Source organism: Psychromonas sp. (assembly GCF_047632995.1).
Classification (GTDB): Bacteria; Pseudomonadota; Gammaproteobacteria; order Enterobacterales; family Psychromonadaceae; genus Psychromonas.
Genome location: NZ_JBLIEK010000035.1, coordinates 15,529 through 33,767 on the forward strand (window position 1 = coordinate 15,529; position 18,239 = coordinate 33,767).

The 18,239-nt window shown below is 39.7% G+C and carries 17 protein-coding genes; 3 read left to right on the top strand and 14 right to left on the bottom strand.

Features of this window, described 5'->3' with window-relative positions; all coding sequences use genetic code 11:
* The first annotated feature begins 229 nt into the window (after positions 1–229).
* Positions 230–682: a transcriptional regulator ArgR gene (gene argR / locus ACJAT7_RS08260; RefSeq protein WP_415226325.1), complete on the top strand. Its 453-nt coding sequence runs from the start codon at positions 230–232 to the stop codon at positions 680–682.
* Here the strand turns inward: argR and ACJAT7_RS08265 are convergent, their stop codons facing one another.
* A complete protein-coding gene (locus tag ACJAT7_RS08265) occupies positions 683–1,189 on the bottom strand; it encodes a Tfp pilus assembly protein FimT/FimU (RefSeq protein WP_415226326.1) in 507 nt (168 codons plus the stop codon).
* Between the two features lie 166 nt (positions 1,190–1,355).
* Between ACJAT7_RS08265 and ACJAT7_RS08270 the strand changes: the two genes are divergently transcribed.
* Positions 1,356–1,757, top strand: a complete 402-nt coding sequence (locus tag ACJAT7_RS08270; protein ID WP_415226327.1) for a type IV pilin protein — start codon at positions 1,356–1,358, stop codon at positions 1,755–1,757.
* Between the two features lie 38 nt (positions 1,758–1,795).
* Here ACJAT7_RS08270 and ACJAT7_RS08275 read toward each other — a convergent pair whose 3' ends face one another.
* Genes ACJAT7_RS08275 through ACJAT7_RS08295 form a run of 5 tightly spaced genes read right to left on the bottom strand, consistent with a single transcriptional unit; the run spans position 1,796 to position 9,213 of the window.
* Positions 1,796–3,721 carry a transglycosylase SLT domain-containing protein gene (locus ACJAT7_RS08275; RefSeq protein ID WP_415226328.1) on the bottom strand — a complete coding sequence of 642 codons (1,926 nt, stop codon included), beginning with the start codon at positions 3,719–3,721 and terminating at the stop codon, positions 1,796–1,798.
* Between the two features lie 54 nt (positions 3,722–3,775).
* Positions 3,776–5,371: an ABC transporter ATP-binding protein gene (locus ACJAT7_RS08280; protein WP_415226329.1), complete on the bottom strand. Its 1,596-nt coding sequence runs from the start codon at positions 5,369–5,371 to the stop codon at positions 3,776–3,778.
* Positions 5,368–6,417, bottom strand: a complete 1,050-nt coding sequence (locus ACJAT7_RS08285; RefSeq protein WP_415226330.1) for an ABC transporter permease — start codon at positions 6,415–6,417, stop codon at positions 5,368–5,370. The genes ACJAT7_RS08280 and ACJAT7_RS08285 overlap by 4 nt, the downstream gene beginning before the upstream one ends.
* Position 6,418: 1 nt before the next feature.
* Positions 6,419–7,498 carry a microcin C ABC transporter permease YejB gene (locus ACJAT7_RS08290; protein ID WP_415226331.1) on the bottom strand — a complete coding sequence of 360 codons (1,080 nt, stop codon included), beginning with the start codon at positions 7,496–7,498 and terminating at the stop codon, positions 6,419–6,421.
* Positions 7,495–9,213 carry an extracellular solute-binding protein gene (locus ACJAT7_RS08295; RefSeq protein WP_415226332.1) on the bottom strand — a complete coding sequence of 573 codons (1,719 nt, stop codon included), beginning with the start codon at positions 9,211–9,213 and terminating at the stop codon, positions 7,495–7,497. Before ACJAT7_RS08295 ends, ACJAT7_RS08290 begins: the two co-directional genes overlap by 4 nt.
* A gap of 412 nt (positions 9,214–9,625) precedes the next feature.
* Between ACJAT7_RS08295 and hpf the strand changes: the two genes are divergently transcribed.
* Positions 9,626–10,036 carry a ribosome hibernation-promoting factor, HPF/YfiA family gene (gene hpf, locus ACJAT7_RS08300; protein ID WP_415226333.1) on the top strand — a complete coding sequence of 137 codons (411 nt, stop codon included), beginning with the start codon at positions 9,626–9,628 and terminating at the stop codon, positions 10,034–10,036.
* 67 nt (positions 10,037–10,103) lie between these two features.
* On the opposite strand, the gene tyrA is transcribed toward hpf, so the two are convergent.
* The 8 genes from tyrA to ACJAT7_RS08340 all read right to left on the bottom strand — a co-directional run bounded on the left by tyrA (position 10,104) and on the right by ACJAT7_RS08340 (position 17,887).
* Positions 10,104–11,243 (bottom strand): bifunctional chorismate mutase/prephenate dehydrogenase, encoded by a 1,140-nt coding sequence (gene tyrA, locus ACJAT7_RS08305; RefSeq protein ID WP_415226334.1) that lies wholly within the window; start codon positions 11,241–11,243, stop codon positions 10,104–10,106.
* A 10-nt stretch (positions 11,244–11,253) separates the two neighbouring features.
* Positions 11,254–12,321 (bottom strand): 3-deoxy-7-phosphoheptulonate synthase, encoded by a 1,068-nt coding sequence (locus ACJAT7_RS08310; protein ID WP_415226335.1) that lies wholly within the window; start codon positions 12,319–12,321, stop codon positions 11,254–11,256.
* A 380-nt stretch (positions 12,322–12,701) separates the two neighbouring features.
* Positions 12,702–14,465, bottom strand: coding sequence for a NosD domain-containing protein (locus ACJAT7_RS08315; protein ID WP_415226336.1), 1,764 nt, complete (start codon positions 14,463–14,465; stop codon positions 12,702–12,704).
* A gap of 479 nt (positions 14,466–14,944) precedes the next feature.
* Positions 14,945–15,307 (bottom strand): STAS/SEC14 domain-containing protein, encoded by a 363-nt coding sequence (locus ACJAT7_RS08320; RefSeq protein WP_415226337.1) that lies wholly within the window; start codon positions 15,305–15,307, stop codon positions 14,945–14,947.
* Between the two features lie 125 nt (positions 15,308–15,432).
* Complete coding sequence (locus tag ACJAT7_RS08325) at positions 15,433–15,630, bottom strand: CPXCG motif-containing cysteine-rich protein (RefSeq protein WP_415226338.1); 198 nt, start codon at positions 15,628–15,630, stop codon at positions 15,433–15,435.
* Between the two features lie 86 nt (positions 15,631–15,716).
* Positions 15,717–16,442, bottom strand: a complete 726-nt coding sequence (locus ACJAT7_RS08330) for a hypothetical protein (protein WP_415226339.1) — start codon at positions 16,440–16,442, stop codon at positions 15,717–15,719.
* A gap of 566 nt (positions 16,443–17,008) precedes the next feature.
* On the bottom strand, positions 17,009–17,155 hold the full coding sequence (locus ACJAT7_RS08335; protein ID WP_415226340.1) for a hypothetical protein: 147 nt from the start codon (positions 17,153–17,155) through the stop codon (positions 17,009–17,011).
* A gap of 267 nt (positions 17,156–17,422) precedes the next feature.
* Entirely contained in the window at positions 17,423–17,887 is a 465-nt protein-coding gene (locus tag ACJAT7_RS08340; RefSeq protein ID WP_415226341.1) for a methylglyoxal synthase, read from the bottom strand.
* Positions 17,888–18,239 lie beyond the last annotated feature (352 nt).

Sequence of the window (18,239 nt, forward strand, 5' to 3'; positions counted from 1 at the left end):
AAATCCAAGCGCCAGCAACAAAACCCGCGTTGCCTTTTAGTTTTAGTTCTTTTGCATGGCACTTCACAGCGCTGGCTGCAGTAATAATTTAATCATTGTTTAATTTCAATCGCTGATTTTAAGATGAATAATTATGCAGTTATTTTGACAATTTATTTGTTGATAATTATTCAGTATTAATTATCATAGCCCCAGCAATTCGCACCTGAACTAATAGAGTAATTTTAATATGAAACAACCAACTGAATTAATGGACTTTTTTAAAGCCTTATTAACTAAAGAGCGATTAAGCTCTCAAGGAGAGATAGTCGAGGCATTACAGCAAGCTGGTTTTCATAATATTAACCAATCAAAGGTTTCTCGAATGCTCAGCAAGTCGGGTGCGGTGCGCACCAGAAATACCAAAGGAGAGATGGTTTACTGCCTACCTGCAGAGCTGGGTATCCCGGCGACAACAAGCCCATTAAAAAATCTTGTCCTAGATATTGATTACAATGATAATCTCATTGTCATTCACACTAGCCCTGGGGCGGCGCAATTAATCGCTCGTTTGTTAGATTCTATTGGTAAAACAGAAGGTATTTTAGGCACGATAGCCGGAGATGACACTGTCTTCATTACCCCGACAAACAGCAAAAAAATAAATAATACGCTGAATGTAATAAAACAGTTATTTAGCTAATCAACAACCGTTTAGCCCTAATACACCATCAACCCCACAGATACGCACTGACCCAAGAAAATTCACATTTAGGCGTATTTCTCCCGCGCTTTCCGAGCGTAATTTAAATAGCCCATTGGGTTCATTAAACGAGCCACGGACACGATCGTAATAAGGAACGCTGTAATTCGATAGCAGCGTTAAATTTTTATATTCATTATGGCTAATCGCAGCATCACAGCTCCCCTTACTATTACAATCACATACTGCATCGCCTTCATTTGACCCGACACACCAATCATTTCCCGCGGTTATCTTCAGATAGATATCGCTATTACGTTTGATCGATTCGGTTTTGGATAAATTAAGCATAAAGTAAAGTGCAGTGGCTCCCCCTTCCAACCGGTCGCGATCAAAGAACGTTTTGTAGGAAGGGATACCGATTGCCAGCAAAATAGCAATAACTGAAACGGCCACCAGCAGCTCTATCAGAGTAAGGCCTTTTGAAAAGGGAAGACGGTGCTTCATAATCACTCCTTATTTATATTTTTTAGCGGGAGCTCATTTATCAATAAGTTAAAGTTTAGCCTAAAAAGGCTATTAACGATTAATAAAACTATGTTGCTTTGATAATAAAGATCTACACTATTCCAGGTAGATTAGGTAACTTAACGGCATAGGGGTGGGGTGTTTTATGAAGAAAACACAAGGTTTTACGTTAATTGAACTCTTAATTGTGATCGCGATTATTGGCATACTCACCAGTATTGCCTATCCATCCTACCAGTCTCATATGATTAAAGCGCGTCGTGCTGATGCCAAAGCCGAATTGATAAAAGCGCAACTAAAACAAACCAGTTTGCATATCTTAACTCCCAGCTATTCAGATCTGGAAGCCGATCTGGGTCTGCCCGCAACTCATAGTTATTATACATTTTCAGTGGTGTCAGCAGGTATGACAACCTATGTGATGAAAGCGGTCGCTAAAAGTGGCACCACACAGGCTAATGACGAAGCGGCATGTAAGACACTGTTTATTAATCAAGACAGCGCACACACCAGCAATGGCAGCACAAATAACGATCAATGCTGGTAGATAAGCATAATTTAAAACAGACTCAAAACGTATGCTGATTAAAAACGCGCATTAAGCTCGGCAGGGGTAAGAAACTCAAGCGGCTTTTCTAAAATATGCTGGTAAATAACGTTATACGCCAGGACATTTTTTACATAACGTCGCGTTTCTTTATAAGGTATCGTTTCCACCCAGCTGTCCATCGTTAGACCCTGCTTAGCCCTTCCTTCGTTATTACCTTGCCAGCGATCAACGCGATGGGGGCCCGCATTATAGGCAGCAGTTGCCAGAATTCGATTACCTTTATAACGTGTTAGCAGGCTATCGAAATAGGCTGTTCCTAACTGTATATTGATAGCTCCCTGCGTTAATTGTTTTTGTTCCTTATACTCTTTCAAACCTATTTTTTTTGCCGTCTCAGCCGCTGTATTTGGCATTAACTGCATATAGCCACGTGCTCCGACAGGTGAACGAGCAAACTCATCAAAAGAACTTTCTTGCCGGGTAATAGCGTAAATATAGCTGCTATCAATTTGATATTTATTGGCATTATCTGAAAACGGTTGAGATCTTACTTCTGGAAAACGAATATTCAGGGCGTCCCAGCTTTTAGAGCGAATACTTGCCAGCACAGAAAGGTGCGCCCAGCCCTTTTGAAATGCATATAAACCTAATTGCCGCTGTAGCGAGTAATTTTGCTGGACCAGCAACGCATCCCACTCACGTTTGAGTAAGTGTATATACTGATGAAAATAGAGCGCTTCAATATGTGCCAGCTGAGGTTGTAAATGCGATAAATCCAGACCCGTTCCGGTCACTATTTGCGCATTAAACTGATAATCTAAATTCAATTTTTGTGCAGCTAAAAAACCGTAGTAAGTGCGTTGAGAAGCTATCTTTTGATACAACTTTCTTGCTTGCGACTGCTGTTGTTTATTTTCCAATACGCGCGCTTGCCAATATTGCCATTTTCTATCTTGTTGTTGGGATGGGGGTAATTGCGCTATCCAATATTCAATATCGTGCCAGTTATCTAATTTAATAGCATAGCGAATACGCCGCTCAATTAATTGACTGTCCCCTAAAAGGGTAAGCTCTTTATCTAACCATGCAAACTTATCTGTGTCATTATTGATTAAAATACGGGAAATAAAATATTTTTTTAAACTCTCTTTTTCTAACTGTGTAAAAGGAATTTTATTCTCATAGACTGAGTATGCTTTCAGCCCTAAGTTAATATCCTTTGCTGCTAAGCGTTTAATGCTGGTCAGCAAAAAAGCATAACTAGCTTGTTGGCGCTGCTTAAATAGGTCGCTGTTTAGTAACTTGAGGGGGGAGCGATTTAAGTCGTATAACTGTTTTGCTAATATTTTCTTTGGCTCATCCATTAACCCGATTAGATAGGACATTAATGATTTTTTGTTTTTGAAATAAGCTAATTGAAAGCGTTGCCAAATTAACGGCTGAGATATTTTATTGCTTTGTAAATAATAGTTTAGCGTGCTATCGCAAGCGTTCGGCAAGGAGTATCCGCTTAACCAGGTTTTTTCAACATCAGGCCAAATCTGTTCAGCTTTCCCTTGCGCTATTTTAGCCTGAAAATGGAAGCATTTCAGATCCACTGAATGGGGGAGTTGCGGATAAAAATCAAGATATTCACGCCAATATTCATTCTTTGCTAAATAATATAAATATTCTCGCTGCAGATCGTTACTGATTTTATGCGCTGCATTTTTGTGAATAAAAGACTGCACTGAATCTAAACTGTTGCGCTTAAAATTGGCTTTGAGATACTGATAATCAAGCAGATAAGTTAACGGATATTCAGGAATAAGTAGCGATTTTTGCGCAGCTTCCATCCACCTGTTTTGCTCTTGAAAATTAACCGCCTGCGTATATACCTCTCTTTGCTCGGGAAGCGTCAAAGCGGTCGTAAAACTTGAAATAACGAACAAACAAAAACAGACAAAAACAGTTTTTTTCATAGCAACTCAACTTGATAATAAATATTTACACCTCTAACAGTTATGAATGTAGCATCATATACTGGCGCATGATAATAATAGTTGAGTGTATTTTTTCTGCGGCTGTGAAAATACAGCGCGAGTGGTCCCCTGCTCGACAATTTCCCCCGCCCGCATAACTAAAACGCGATGGCTAATAGACTTCACCACAGATAAATCGTGGCTAATAAAAAGATAGCTCAAAGAAAACTCTTTCTGCAATGAGACTAATAAGGCTAAGATCTGCTTCTGAATAGTTCGGTCCAGCGCAGAGGTAGGCTCATCTAACACAATCAGTTGCGGCTGTAGAATCAATGCACGAGCGATCGAGATCCGTTGCCTTTGTCCACCGGAAAATTGATGCGGGTAGCGTGACGCGCTCTCTTTATCTAGCCCCACTCTATCTAAGACAGATTCAACTTCAGTGTCGATTTGCGCCCTGCTCAGCTGTGGATTATGCACATCTAATCCTTCGGCAATAATATCGCGCACCGACAAACGGGGGCTTAAACTTGCAAAGGGATCCTGAAAAACAATTTGTAACTTTGCCCGTAATTTCTGCAGCTCGCTGTGTTTAATGGCATCAAGCTGTTTTCCCAGATAGACAACGCTGCCGGTACTTTTGTTAAGCTGCAGTATGGCTTGCGCCAATGTACTTTTCCCCGAACCGCTTTCACCGACAATGGCGACTGTCTCGCCTTTATGCACCTGCAAACTGACGTTTTTAACCGCGTCTAAGCTCCTGATTGTTTTGCCCCAAAAATTCTTTGCCAGTGGATAAGTGACATTTATATTCTTGGCGGACAATATCAATTGCGGATTGACTATTTCAGCCATATCACCACACGGGACCGCATCTAATAATATTTTTGTATATTCCTGCTGCGGGTTTTCAAACAGTTCCTTTTTATTATTATATTCAACCACTTCACCCTCACGCATAACCAACACGGAATCAGCAATAGAGCGCACAATGTGCAAGTCATGGGTGATAAGCAAAATGCCCATATTGAGCCGTTTTTGTAATGATTTTAATAGATCTAATATCTGTTTTTGGATGGTGACATCAAGCGCTGTTGTCGGCTCATCAGCAATCAAGAGTTCAGGATCATTCGCTAATGCCATCGCAATCATCACACGTTGACGCTGCCCGCCGGACAACTCGTGAGGATACGAGCCTAAACGCGTTTGCGGGGACTCAATACCGACTAACTCTAATAACTCAATAATCCGAGTCTGCGCCTTTTTCCCTGTTAGTCCTTTATGAATTAACAGGCTTTCTGCAATCTGTTTGTGCACTGTATGCAGCGGATTAAGCGAGGTCATCGGCTCTTGAAAAATCATGCCTACTTTATTGCCCCTAATCATCTCTAATACAGCTTCTCCCTTGCCAACTAACGGCTGCCCGGATAGGTAGATCTCCCCGCTCGGATGGTGAGCTTCCGGGTAGGGTAATAGCTGTAAAACAGACAAAGCAAGCAGTGACTTACCCGCCCCGCTTTCACCCACAATAGCCAGTGTTTGCCCTTTATTAAGGGTAAAACTAACACTTTTCACAATCTCTTGTTGGCCAAAACTGATGGACAGATCTTGTACTTTTAACAGTGGATTGTCTTCGACGATAGGGATCATAATGTTTTCCTTGGATCAAAAGCATCACGCGTCGCTTCACCGATAAACACCAATAAAACTAAAATCGTTGCCAAAGAGATAAAGGCGGTAATAGCCAGCCAGGGTGCATGTAAATTATTTTTACCTTGCGCCACCATCTCACCCAGGGAAGCGGAGCCCAAAGGCAGACCAAAGCCAAGAAAGTCCAGCGAGGTCAATGTGGTTAATGCACCGGTGAACAGATAGGGCATAAAGGTCAATGTCGCTATCATTGCATTGGGTAAAATATGTTTAAACATAATGGTACTGTCCCCAACTCCTAATGCCCTTGCTGCTTTTACATATTCTAAATGGCGACCGCGTAAAAATTCCGCGCGCACCACGCCCACTAAACTCGGCCAGCTAAATAAGATCATTAACCCTAATAGCCAATAAAATGTTGGTTCGACAAAACTCGCCAAAATAATCAGCATAAAGAGCATTGGCAGCCCTTCCCAAATTTCTAATAGTCGCTGCCCTACAAGATCAATACGCCCGCCGTAATATCCCTGAATGGCGCCAGCAATAATGCCAATAAAGGAGCTGATAAAAGTTAATGTTAATGCAAAAACAACCGATATTCTAAAACCATAAACCAATCGCGCCAGCAGATCCCGCCCTTGATCGTCCGTACCCAAGTAATTAACATTGCTTGGCGGTGAAGGGGCCGGCTCGCTTAACTCAAAATTAATAGTGTCGAAATAAAAAGGCACCAGCGGCCAGATTATCCAGCCCTCTTTTTCAATTTGCCCGATCATATAAAGATCGCGGTAATCTGTGTTGATATCAAAGTCGCCACCTAGGTGATTCTCAGGAATATCTTCCACAATAGGGAAATACCAATGCTGCTGGTAAGAAACCATAATAGGTTTATCGTTGATCCACAGCTCAGCCAGTAAACTAAGCAGAAAAAGAACCAGAAATATCCACAGCGACCAATATCCGCGCTTGTTCTTTTTGAACTGCGACCATCTGTCTCTATTGATCGGGTTATTTCTCATATTTTGCCAGGTGCGAATTAATGACATCTTATCGTCCTTCAAAGCTAATACGGGGATCGATCAAGGTATAGCTGATATCACTGATCAATTTCAGCACTAAGCCCACTAAGGTAAAAATATACAGCGAAGCAAATATCACCGGATAATCGCGATTAATAACAGATTCAAAGCTTAATAAACCGAGTCCATCCAATGAAAAAATAACCTCAATCAACATAGAGCCGGTGAAAAAAATACCAATCAAAGCCGCGGGCAGGCCAGCTAATACAAGTAACATCGCATTACGAAAAATATGTCCGTATAAGATGCGCTTTTTTGAACACCCTTTGGCACGCGCAGTGACCACATATTGTTTATGGATCTCATCAAGAAAGGAGTTTTTAGTTAACATAGTCAGTGTTGCAAAACTGGCTAAGACAGAAGCAAAAATGGGCAAGGTTAAATGCCAAAAATAATCTCTTATCTGCGCCCAAAAACTCAGCTGCGCAAAATTATCGGATGTTAAACCGCGCAAAGGGAACCAGTCGTAGTAGGACCCCCCGGCAAACAGTACAATTAACATAATAGCCAGAATAAAAGCGGGGATGGCATAGGCGATGGTCACCAGAGTACTGCTCCAGATATCAAAACGACTGCCGTGTGAAATCGCTTTTTTTATGCCAAGCGGAATTGAGATTAAATAGGTAAGCAGGGTTGTCCAGAGCCCTAACGAGATAGAAACGGGCATTTTATCAAGAATCAGATCGATCACTTTCTGATTACGGTAAAAACTCTCGCCAAAATCAAATTTTATATAACGCCATAACATTGAAAAATAGCGTTCCACAAGCGGTTTATCGAAACCATATAATTTTTCAAGGGCGGCGATATACTCAGGGTCTACACCTTGTGCGCCGCGATATTCACTTTTATTACTATTTTGTTTTATATCGCTGTTGGTGCCCGCTCCAAGACGCGTTGAAGTACTACCGTCAAGTCCTTGATATTGTGCAATGGCCTGCTCAACAGGCCCGCCTGGGGCTATCTGCACAATAAAAAAATTAATGGTCATAATACCAATTAATGTCGGAATAATGAGTAACAGACGGCGTAAAATATAACTGTTCATTGCGCGCCCTCCTGCTGGCTATCTTCAGCCTCACGGCTCCACCAGGTTGATAACCCTAACTCATACACAGGCGCTACATGAGGGCGCTCAAATTTATCCCAATAAGCAATCCGGTAGGCGGGCAGATACCATTGTGGAATAACAATATGCTCGGCGAGCAAAACCCGGTCTAACGCTTGTGTGGTGTGCACTAACTCTTTTCGAGTATCCGCCATAATCAATTTATTGACTAACTCGTCAATCACGGGCGAGCAAATTCCCGCCCAGTTAGCGGTGCCCACCTGCAGCGCACTATCGCACCCCCAGTAACTGAGCTGCTCATTACCCGGAGAAATTGATTGCCCTTTACGCATTGAAAGCAGATCAAAATCAAAATTGTTTAAACGGTTTATAAACTGCGAGACATCCACTAAACGAATGGTTGTTTTGATGCCGATCCGCTGTAAATTACGACGAAAGGGATGTACCACGCGTTCAAAATCTTTACTGTAGAGTAAAAACTCAAAGCTCAACTGCTGACCCTTGCTATCCTGCATTTTACTATCTTTTAACTGATACCCCGCCAGTTCAAACAATTTGACCGCTTTTCTCATCTGCCCGCGGATATTGCCATCACCATCGTTTTGTGCAAATTCAATGGGCTCAAAAACCGCGCTAGGTAATTGCGTTTTATAAGGCGCTAAAATATCCAACTCAGGTTGAGAAATCTCCCGACCAGTAGCAAGTTCAGATCCCGCATAAAAGCTGTCACTGCGCGTATAAGCGCTGTAAAAAAGGGTTTTATTGGTCCATTGGAAATCAAACAGCAGACTAATCGCTTCTCGGACATGAATATCTTTAAATTTTTCTCTGCGCAGATTAAACCAAAACCCCTGCATTCCCTGAGGGGTTTTATCCGCTATGGTAAATTTAGCAATCTTACCGGAAACGAAATTATCACCGCTATAACCGGTTGCCCAACGTTTTGATGAGCTTTCAAGGCGATAATCAAAGGCGCCCGATTTAAACGCCTCAAAAGCAATACTATCGTCACGGTAATAATCAAAGATCATAGAGTCAAAATTATTGATTCCTTTATTAACCGCTAAATCTTTTGCCCAATAGTCTTCAACGCGTTGATAAGTTATCCTTTTAGAGGCCTCAAAACTTTCAACGCGATAAGCGCCGGAACCGAGCGGAATAGCTAACCCACTCTTAGAAAAATCTTTACCACGCCAGTAATGTTCCGGAAGAATGGGCAGCTGGCCAATAATCAGCGCTAATTCACGATTACCTATCTCTTTAAAATAAAAGGTCACTTGTAATGGATTATCAACCCGCACCTCTTTCACGCCTGAATAATAGGAGCGGAAATGCGGATCTCCTTTTTCAATTAATAGTTCAAAACTAAATTTAACATCACTCGCCCGAATACTTTTGCCATCATGAAAACGCGCATTTTTATTAATTAAAAAACTGACCGAAGAAAAATCATCTGCAACTTTAACCTTCTCGGCAATCAAGCAGTAACCACTAAAAGGCTCATCGCTTGATTGCTTAAGCAGCGAGTCATAAATCATATTAATACCTGCAGCGGCGTTCCCTTTAACGATAAAGGAATTGAGTGAATCAAAACTACCAATAGCGGCTTGTTTAAAAACACCGCCTTTAGGGGCATTTGGATTTACATACTCGAAGTGGGAAAAACCGGGTAAATACTTGAAATCACCGTACATACTTAACCCATGTAACCAAGGGGAGGCTGATAAAAAACAACTCTGACCGCATAAATAGCAAAATATACAAATACGTGTAAACTTAAAGGTAAAGGATCGCGACATGTAATAACTCAACTGTTAATAGAAAAAGGAGTTAAAAAAGCAAAGATAGCAAAATAGAGAATGAAAAAAATTTTTTTTAAACCAAAAGGAGATATAAAAGCGAGGAATTTATCCATTCAAGATTGCCCTAAGTTTTAACTTTCAACAAGCATTCTTTAATTTTTTTGAAAGAAAATAAACATAGGTCAAAGAATAATTTCCTTAATAACAAAAGCCGACTAGATGAGATCTTAGTCACTTTTAAAATCGAGGAAAAAGCCTAATCTATTTATGAACACAATACGTGTATAACCAAAAGGTGTCTTCTATGAGAATTGAAATTACAAGCAAACAAATCACTATCACCGACACAATGCGCACCAAAGTAGAGGAACGTTTCCAGAAATTAGAAAAGCTACAAGTCCCACTAATTAATCCTCACTGCATCATCACAAAAGAACCTAAAGGCGTAAAAGTCGAAGCAACTATCAATGTCCCTAATGGTCAGATATTTGCTCATGCAGAAAACGATGATCTCTATAAAGCAATCGGGCAATTATTCCAGAAAATTGAGCGCCAACTAACCAAGTATATTCATAAATCAGAAGCGGCTCGCGCAAAAAATAATGGCAAAGATATGTGCCGTAATGGCGATATTTCAGGAGAAGCTATTGAAGAGCCAGAAATTGAAATTGAATCCGATGCAGAAATAAAATTAAATAAAGAGTTTGCCGCATAAAAACAGGCAGGCATTAGATAAATAAAAAGGAGGTTATTAACCTCCTTTTTATTTGCGTGAAGAAAAATTAATTATCTTCTAATTTATCTTCATAGTTCCGATTATCATGAGCCTGCTGTAAAAGAGCACGACTCTCACTTAGGAATAAAGAAGAGTAGTCCCCCATCCAGTTAGTCACTGATTTAAATCGATTGATAAAGGCTTCTCTGTCTTCATTTTCCAGCAATTCAATCGCGTCAGAAAAATGCTTATGGTAACGCTTTATCATCGCCAAGTTATTTTTCTGGGAAAGAATGATATCCGCATACAGCGCAGGCTCCTGAGCAAATAATCTCCCGACCATAGCCAATTCCAAGCGATAAATTGGAGAGCTTAAATCAAGCAACTGTTTTAAATCTGCATTTACTTCCTGCAAATGCACACCATATACAAAACTTGTAAAATGACGTAACGCTTGAATTAATGACATTGACTCATCATGCGTTTCCGCTTTCACATTATAAAGATGTGCGCCCCAGATTTTCATCTGTTCAATCAACCAACTATATTTCTCTTGCCCGCGGCCATCGCAATAAACAATAACCTGTTTAGCAAAACTCGAAATATCAGGGCCAAACATAGGGTGCAGACCAACAACAGGACCTTTATGAACATCTAGCATCGCTTGCAAAGGGCCAGCTTTAACACTGGTTATATCCGCAAGAATACAATCATCAGGCAGATAAGTCAGTTGCTTGATAATCGACTCTGTAACATCAATCGGAGAGCCGACAATGACCAGGCCTGCCTGACTGCAAATTTGTTCAGCTTGATCCCAGTTAGCACGGCCTAAGATATCCACCTGATAACCCGACAATTCAAACATTTCAACAAAACGTTGACCTAATAAACCATTCCCACCAATAATAACAATACGTTTCATATCCGGATTAACCGTTTTGAAACCTGTTTCATTTTCACTCGCATAAGACTCACGCATTGTGCGGCGTAAAATATCTTCAATTAAGTTGGCTGGTACACCTTTTAACTCAGCTTCTGCGCGACGTTTTTTAAGCATCGCCGCTTCGCGATCCGGTGCATAAATAGGCAAACCATACTTAGTTTTTACTTCGCCAACCTCGCCGACTAAACGTAACCGCTCCGCGAGTAAATCAATGATCTGCTGATCAACTGCATCAATTTGGTCTCTTAATTTACTTAAAGGCATAAATTTCTTCTTATCGTGTTTTTAACGTGTCTTTTAACAAGCCAACCGCATCAGCAAGTAATTGACTAGTCGTCTCCCAGTTAATACAAGCATCTGTTACTGATACGCCATATTTGAGTTGTTCTTTTGCTAACTCAGCAGGTTGATTACCTTCATTGATATTACTTTCTAGCATAATACCAATAATCGATTTATTGCCTTTAATCACTTGATGGAATACATCTTTGGCAACCAATGGCTGCAGAGAATAATCTTTATTAGAATTCGCATGACTGCAGTCAACAATTAAAACATCTTCAACACCAGCTTGATGAAGAGCCTGCTCTGCTAATGCCACATTAAGGGAGTCATAGTTGGGTTTACCACCACCGCCGCGCAAAATGACATGGCCATCTTTATTGCCGCTAGTTTGCAATAAAGCACTTTGTCCTTGCTGATTAATGCCCATAAAACGGTGTGGAGAAGAGGCTGATTTCATCGCATTGACCGCCGTCGACAAACTGCCATCAGTACCGTTTTTAAAACCGACAGGCATTGATAATCCACTCGCCATTTCACGATGAGTTTGTGATTCAGTAGTGCGGGCTCCAATAGCTGCCCAGCTGAATAGATCGCCCAAATATTGAGGGCTAATAGGATCCAGTGCTTCTGTTGCAATTGGCAATCCTAACTCAGAGATCCATAACAGAAGTTCACGAGCCTGCTTTAAACCTGTTTCGATATCAAAGGAATCATCCATATGCGGATCGTTAATTAATCCCTTCCAGCCAACCGTTGTACGTGGTTTTTCGAAATAGACACGCATAACAATATACAAAGTATCTTTATATTGTTCGTGTAGTTTTTTTAATTCAAGCGCATATTCTTTAGCGGCGTCAATATCGTGAATAGAACAAGGCCCACAAACAACTAAAAAACGGGGATCTTTTTTATGCACAATATTTGCAATAACTTGGCGAGATCCAGCAATGAATTGATAAACACTTTCAGAAGCTGGGAGTAAGTTTTTAAGCTCTAACGGTGTAATTAACACGGTTTCTGATTGGATATGAATGTTTTCATTTTGCGGCGTAGTCATTTTATTCTCGTTAATATTTTAAAAGTGAAAGTATCATAGCATAGCGGGAAAATAGATCATGTGAATAACAAATTGAAAGCCATAAAATGGGAAGTTATTGCTGCAAAATTTTTTAAATCAACGGTATAATCCGTACCTCTTATTTATCAGGGATGAAAAAGTGAGGACACCACACCTTTTATCTACAGTATTCAGTAGGTGGCAATTAAAACGACTGATTCATCGGATATTTTAGGTGGACTTAATGCGGTATTGATACCTGTTGGTTAAATATTAAGGACCATCAAAAGCCCATTGAGATAGTCCCGCATTTTCAAGTTAGCTCATTGAATGAACGTTAATACGATTACATCAACAAATGAGTTAAACGTTCAATGTAATTAATGGTACTCCAGTGCGCCGAGATCTGGACTCGATCCATTATAACTCAATGCGATTCCATCCCCCTGCTGCCAGCTCAGTGGTTTATTTAATATAATTGCTTGCTTGGCATAGTCTATTTTGACAATGCTAGCCGTCTCATTATGCCCTTCAATTTGCACTGTATCACCCACTTCTCCGGGAATAGCAAAGCCATCGTAGAAGTACTTAACATCCGCTAATTGTAATTGATTACCCGAACCAGACGGACTAATGACAGAGCTTAAAAATGCCCCCTTATCAATCATTGGGCTCATTGCTTGTAAACGATAATCATTGTTCGACTGATCTGCAAAAAGTGGATCGATAGCAATCGTTTGAACAAATTCAGCAACACCAAAACGCAGATAATAACTCATTAGCGAGTGACTTATTGGACTCCCCCAGATACCCAATACACCTTCATCAATATTACTGGCGATGTTATTATTAACAAAACGCCCACCTGACTTTCGGCCATTCCGCAGTAGAATTTGTTTGCCATTTTTTTCTTTACACTGTGATTTTCCAAGCCCTTGATTATTCCAAAGGATATTATTACGGTATTCATTATCTGTCATTTTTTTTAGCGGTATACCAATGGCAAGTGCAACACACCAGTTATCATGAAACGTATTATTATAAATACGATTCGCGTAATTATAAGTCGCCTCACTTGCGTATGAAGCCATACCAATACCGGCATTCACACGGTAAAAAATATTTCTGCGAATAATACCATTTTGCCCCGCGTACTGAATTCCATTGCCACCACTGGTGGAGTAATAGCGCACCGAATCTCTGAATATATTGCTATCAATCAGGTTGTGTTGTGAGCTGTCTAGGATGGCTTGCTGCTGGCCAAATTGACCATTGCCGTGCCAAGTCATAGTGCCTGATTCACAATCAAATACAGAGCCCAGTTTCTGATTTTTATTACTGAACTCATTGTTGCGGATAACATTAAAACTGCCGCATTTAATATTCCAAATATCATGTCCCGCAAGATCCATACGGTTACCCGCAACTAAATTATGGTTAGCATGGATAAGTGAAAGTGAATCGGTGCCTTTATAAAAACTGTTATTAACAATCCGATTGTAATTACTAAAAGCAATATACAAACCGCCGCGTTTGCTTTTTCCTCTCCCCCCTCGCCATAGTGTCGACTCATAAAATTCACTATTAGCAATAATATTGTAATGGGCATTTAATAAGCGACCAAAACCAATTGAACCGCGCACATCAATCCCATTAATAAGCACATAAGAGACCTGATCAAGCCAAATAGCACCGTACTCTTCACCATCGTCAATCGTATTAACGTTTAACAGGGTAACCGTTTCATCAGAATAAGCGGAATAGCCAAGGTAGCCATTAGCACGGCCCGAACGAGTAACATGTAATACTTCTTTATAATTACCACCTCTAATTAGAAATATAACTCCCGCTGCGGCGGCTTTTTTCGATGCAGCAATACTATGGAATGCTAAGCTGTCACCGGCGCCACAAGCACGCAGAGCCGGACTGTAATCGCTACAATCACTTGGCAGATTTGCATCTATATAGATACGGGAAGTAAAAGCAAAAGAATCCAGCATTAATTGTGGATCAATGACAGGCGAAGACGTTCTCGGTGGAATGGGTGCAGAGGTTGATATCATCTCTGGAACAGGAAGATTATTCTTAGCAGCACACGCGACAATAAAAAATAACAGTAAATAAACAAACTTATGAAGCTTCATAATTAACACCTTGATCGCTTAATGTGCTGCGAGTTAAACCAGATAAACTTTGTACAGTCTACATCATTGATGATTATATTATTTCTCTTGCGTTTCGCTTTCTTAATTTGAGTATGGAAACAAAAGACAGACGTATAATTTTGAAAACAGAGAAATCAATAGGGAAATGGCTGGAGATTGAAATGAGATGTGCAATTTTGGGATTTGAGTGTGATGTAGGGAACTAAATTAAAACGAAAGCCAAATATTTAATGTGAATTTTTTTAATTAACATTCATTTACACTAAACATCTTTCCATCTATTACGCTTATGGCATCTTTTATTACAACAAGGATTAATGAAACAAGAAGCAAGAAGCAAGAATCAAGAATCCGATATTTACAACAGACATCCAGCCAAAAAATCTATTAATTGTTACATATTATTCATACCATCCCACCTTAATTATACGTGGGTCAAAAACCACATAAGTGAACTATTATTTAACCCATCTCCAAGCATCTTGTAAACGACTTAATTCAAAATGTTTTTCACTTATACCGACTAACTTTCCAAACGGACTGTCTGCAGCCACCAGCCATCCCAACACTTTACTTTCAGAAACAATAGCGAGTTTATTCATGTTTTTCAGGTGTTTGAATGTCCATTTCAAGTCTTCATAGGCGACATCAACAGCAAAATTTATTTTCCCATCCAAAACAATTAATATGTTGATCTTGTCATATTCTTCAACCAGCTTATTGAATATCTCTATCCATTGATTCTCTTGTTCAAGATCTATTTTCCCAGAGACTTCGAGCCCAATTGTAGACCCTTCACTTTCCGGTAATTTTCTTATCATATTTTTTTCCTCTCTTTCAGGGGAAATGTTTAACTAAATGATAATTTCCCGCTTAACCTTGGTATAAATAGACGAATGGAGTGCAACAAAAAGAGCTCAATTTAAGACCCTTGTTATCTAATTTACTAAACAACATCATCTTCACAATATACTGTCACTATCAGGTTGTTCAACACATCTTCGGAAACTTGAAAGACAATAGGACGACAACAGACTTGACAGTCTTCTATATATTGCCCCCCTGCTTCCTGCCTGTCGATGAGCACTGAAATAGTCTCTCCACAATAAGGACAATCTATATTTTGTTCGTTTAGCTCAATCAATTTTCAAACTCAACATATTTACCTCGAACACAACGCTTTGCTCTCCGGTGAGCAATAAAAGACAAGACACCCATACCTTTTTTAGGTTAATCGATTTTTTTCCGTGAGTAACTGAAAAATAATATTGCAAGTAAAAATAACAGAGCACTCTTTGGTGTAGGTAGCTGCATTTCGGCGTTAGCAAAGTGAATATCGGTTTCACTGTACATACCATCTGAGGGAGATGAGTTATTAATGGTACTGGAAAGACGATAATGATTATCTTGCAGCAAGATAATATCAATCGGTCCAGATAGGATAGAGGAATAATTATCAACATTAAACAATGATTTTCCGGTGGTCATATTAGTAATATTAAAGTCAATACTGCCTGTGCCTGAAAATAATAGTAGGTAATCCACCCAAGCGTCATCGTATAAAACGTCAAACTCCCACTCGATCAGTGAATCAATAAAGTTTGTTTGGTGACCTACGGACGAATTACTAGACCAATTATGTTCTTGACCACCAAACTGGCGTAAAGAATTTTCTGTGCGAGATATCTCCATCCAACCATATCCGCCATATGAATTACCATATTGGTCGTATTGTTTCCCCTCTCCGGTAAAATCAAAATCCCCATTTTCCCCCATTGCCCAGAACAAACCTCCGCTAGATGTTTGACTTCGCATCTCACCATCATTAAAGGTTGCCCCTCCTTGTAATTCATAATAGGAAGAGGTTGTGTTTAAAAATGCTGTAGCAAGCGTTTGCTGAGAAAGTAAGAGCAAGCTGGTAGCTGCAATGATTTTTATATATCGATTGGTCTTCATATAAATCCTACTGGTATGCAATTAAAAGAATTGCTCCGCCTACTACAAGGAACACGGACACCATTAAACATTTATTAATGACGTTGCAGCACCTTTTCTAAATCATTTAATAATTTATTGTAAGTGGAAACATCAAGTTATTATAAGACAAAAGGAAATGTAATGCCATTTGACTTAAAGTAATGATCTAATAAAGATCTGTTAAAAAGCAATATAAAGCATAAAAAAGACAAAAAGATAGGATGCCCAAACCTTTTTTGAGGATAATTAAATGAAAGAAAACGTATGATTTTTAAAACAGAGAAATCAATAGGGCAAATGCCAGGAGATTGCTAAATGAGATCTGCAATTTGGGGATTTGAGTGTTTTAATGTCGTTAGCTGTCGCACGGCTTATAACCTATCACTGGACACCTATCGTGAGCAAACCAGGCAATAAGACGAAGCACCGACCAATAAAGATCCCACCATTTACTATAAATAAGTAGCCACGGGCTTGTACAACAACCGAGAAGGTGCCGACTGCGCGACACCTATCATTATTTGTAATGTGTTGCCGATTATGACCTATTTATCGTCGCTTACCGATATAGGTTGAACATCCTGCGGCTGATTATCGTTTCCCCCTGCTTTTTTCAAGCGTTTCTCTTCCTTCTTTTTCTTTTTGGCTATTTCTTTCTGGCGCTTTTCAAAAGCGTAATTTTGCTTAGCCACTAATATTCTCCTCTATAATAACTTTAAGATTGGAGCCTTTATAATACGGTATTTTACAACCGATTGCGCCCTTCATCGTATCGACAGTAGCCACTCTCACGAGAGGGTACGGATCAATAGGGAATGTACCGCTCTCATACCAACTTGCTCTCCGGCGAGTAAGTTGGTGTTGCTTTGGGTTTTTAGCAAAAAACGCGACAACGGTGTTGAGTCCACGGACAGCAACTTATCATTAAAAAATTTTACTTATTGGTTTGTTTATCTGAACTAACACACGACATATCGAGTTCTGTATGACGAGTAATCTTTAAATTCTGGTTTGTATTCACCATCTATAATCGGTGATAAAATTAAAAAATCAGCTGTAGAACGGTTATTTGCTGTTGGGATATTATATAAAACAGCAATTCTCAAAAGCGCCTGAACATCAGCAGTTTGCGGTTGCATGGGATCCCAAAGAAATATTAATAAATCCACTTTATTCTCCGCTATCATTGCACCAAGCTGTTGATCTCCACCTAACGGTCCGGATTTAAGCTTCTTAATTTTAAATTTAATTTTATCTGTTTTGCCTAAATTTTTATTGATAGCTTTCTCGACTAAATTACCCGTTGTTCCAGTCGATATCAATTGGTGACCTATTAACTTCTTATAGTTCCATTCAACCCACTCGATTAAATATTTTTCCCGATTGCCGTAAGCTACCAAAGCTATTCGTTTAATATTTTTCATATGTATCCCGGCAAAGCGTAGCCGTTATTAATTATTGGAAAACACTTTTTACGTGGATCTAACGAAGCTGTAGAATCACTCCTTTCCAGCATTTATTTTTAATAATAAGTTTACAGTAATTTATATATAGTTGATATTCAATGGGTAATTGTATTTTAAGTGAGGGATTAATCAAATTGAGTGGTGAATCAGTTTATTGCGTTGTGGAGGGAGGATTATTTGACGTTCTAGCAAAAGGCAGAACATTCACAGCGAACTGTCTACAGGCTTGGAGTTAAACAGGTGAAGGATAAATTAATCACATAAAAAACGCCCTTTGCTGATTTATGCGCTGTTGGATGTGTATAGGGTT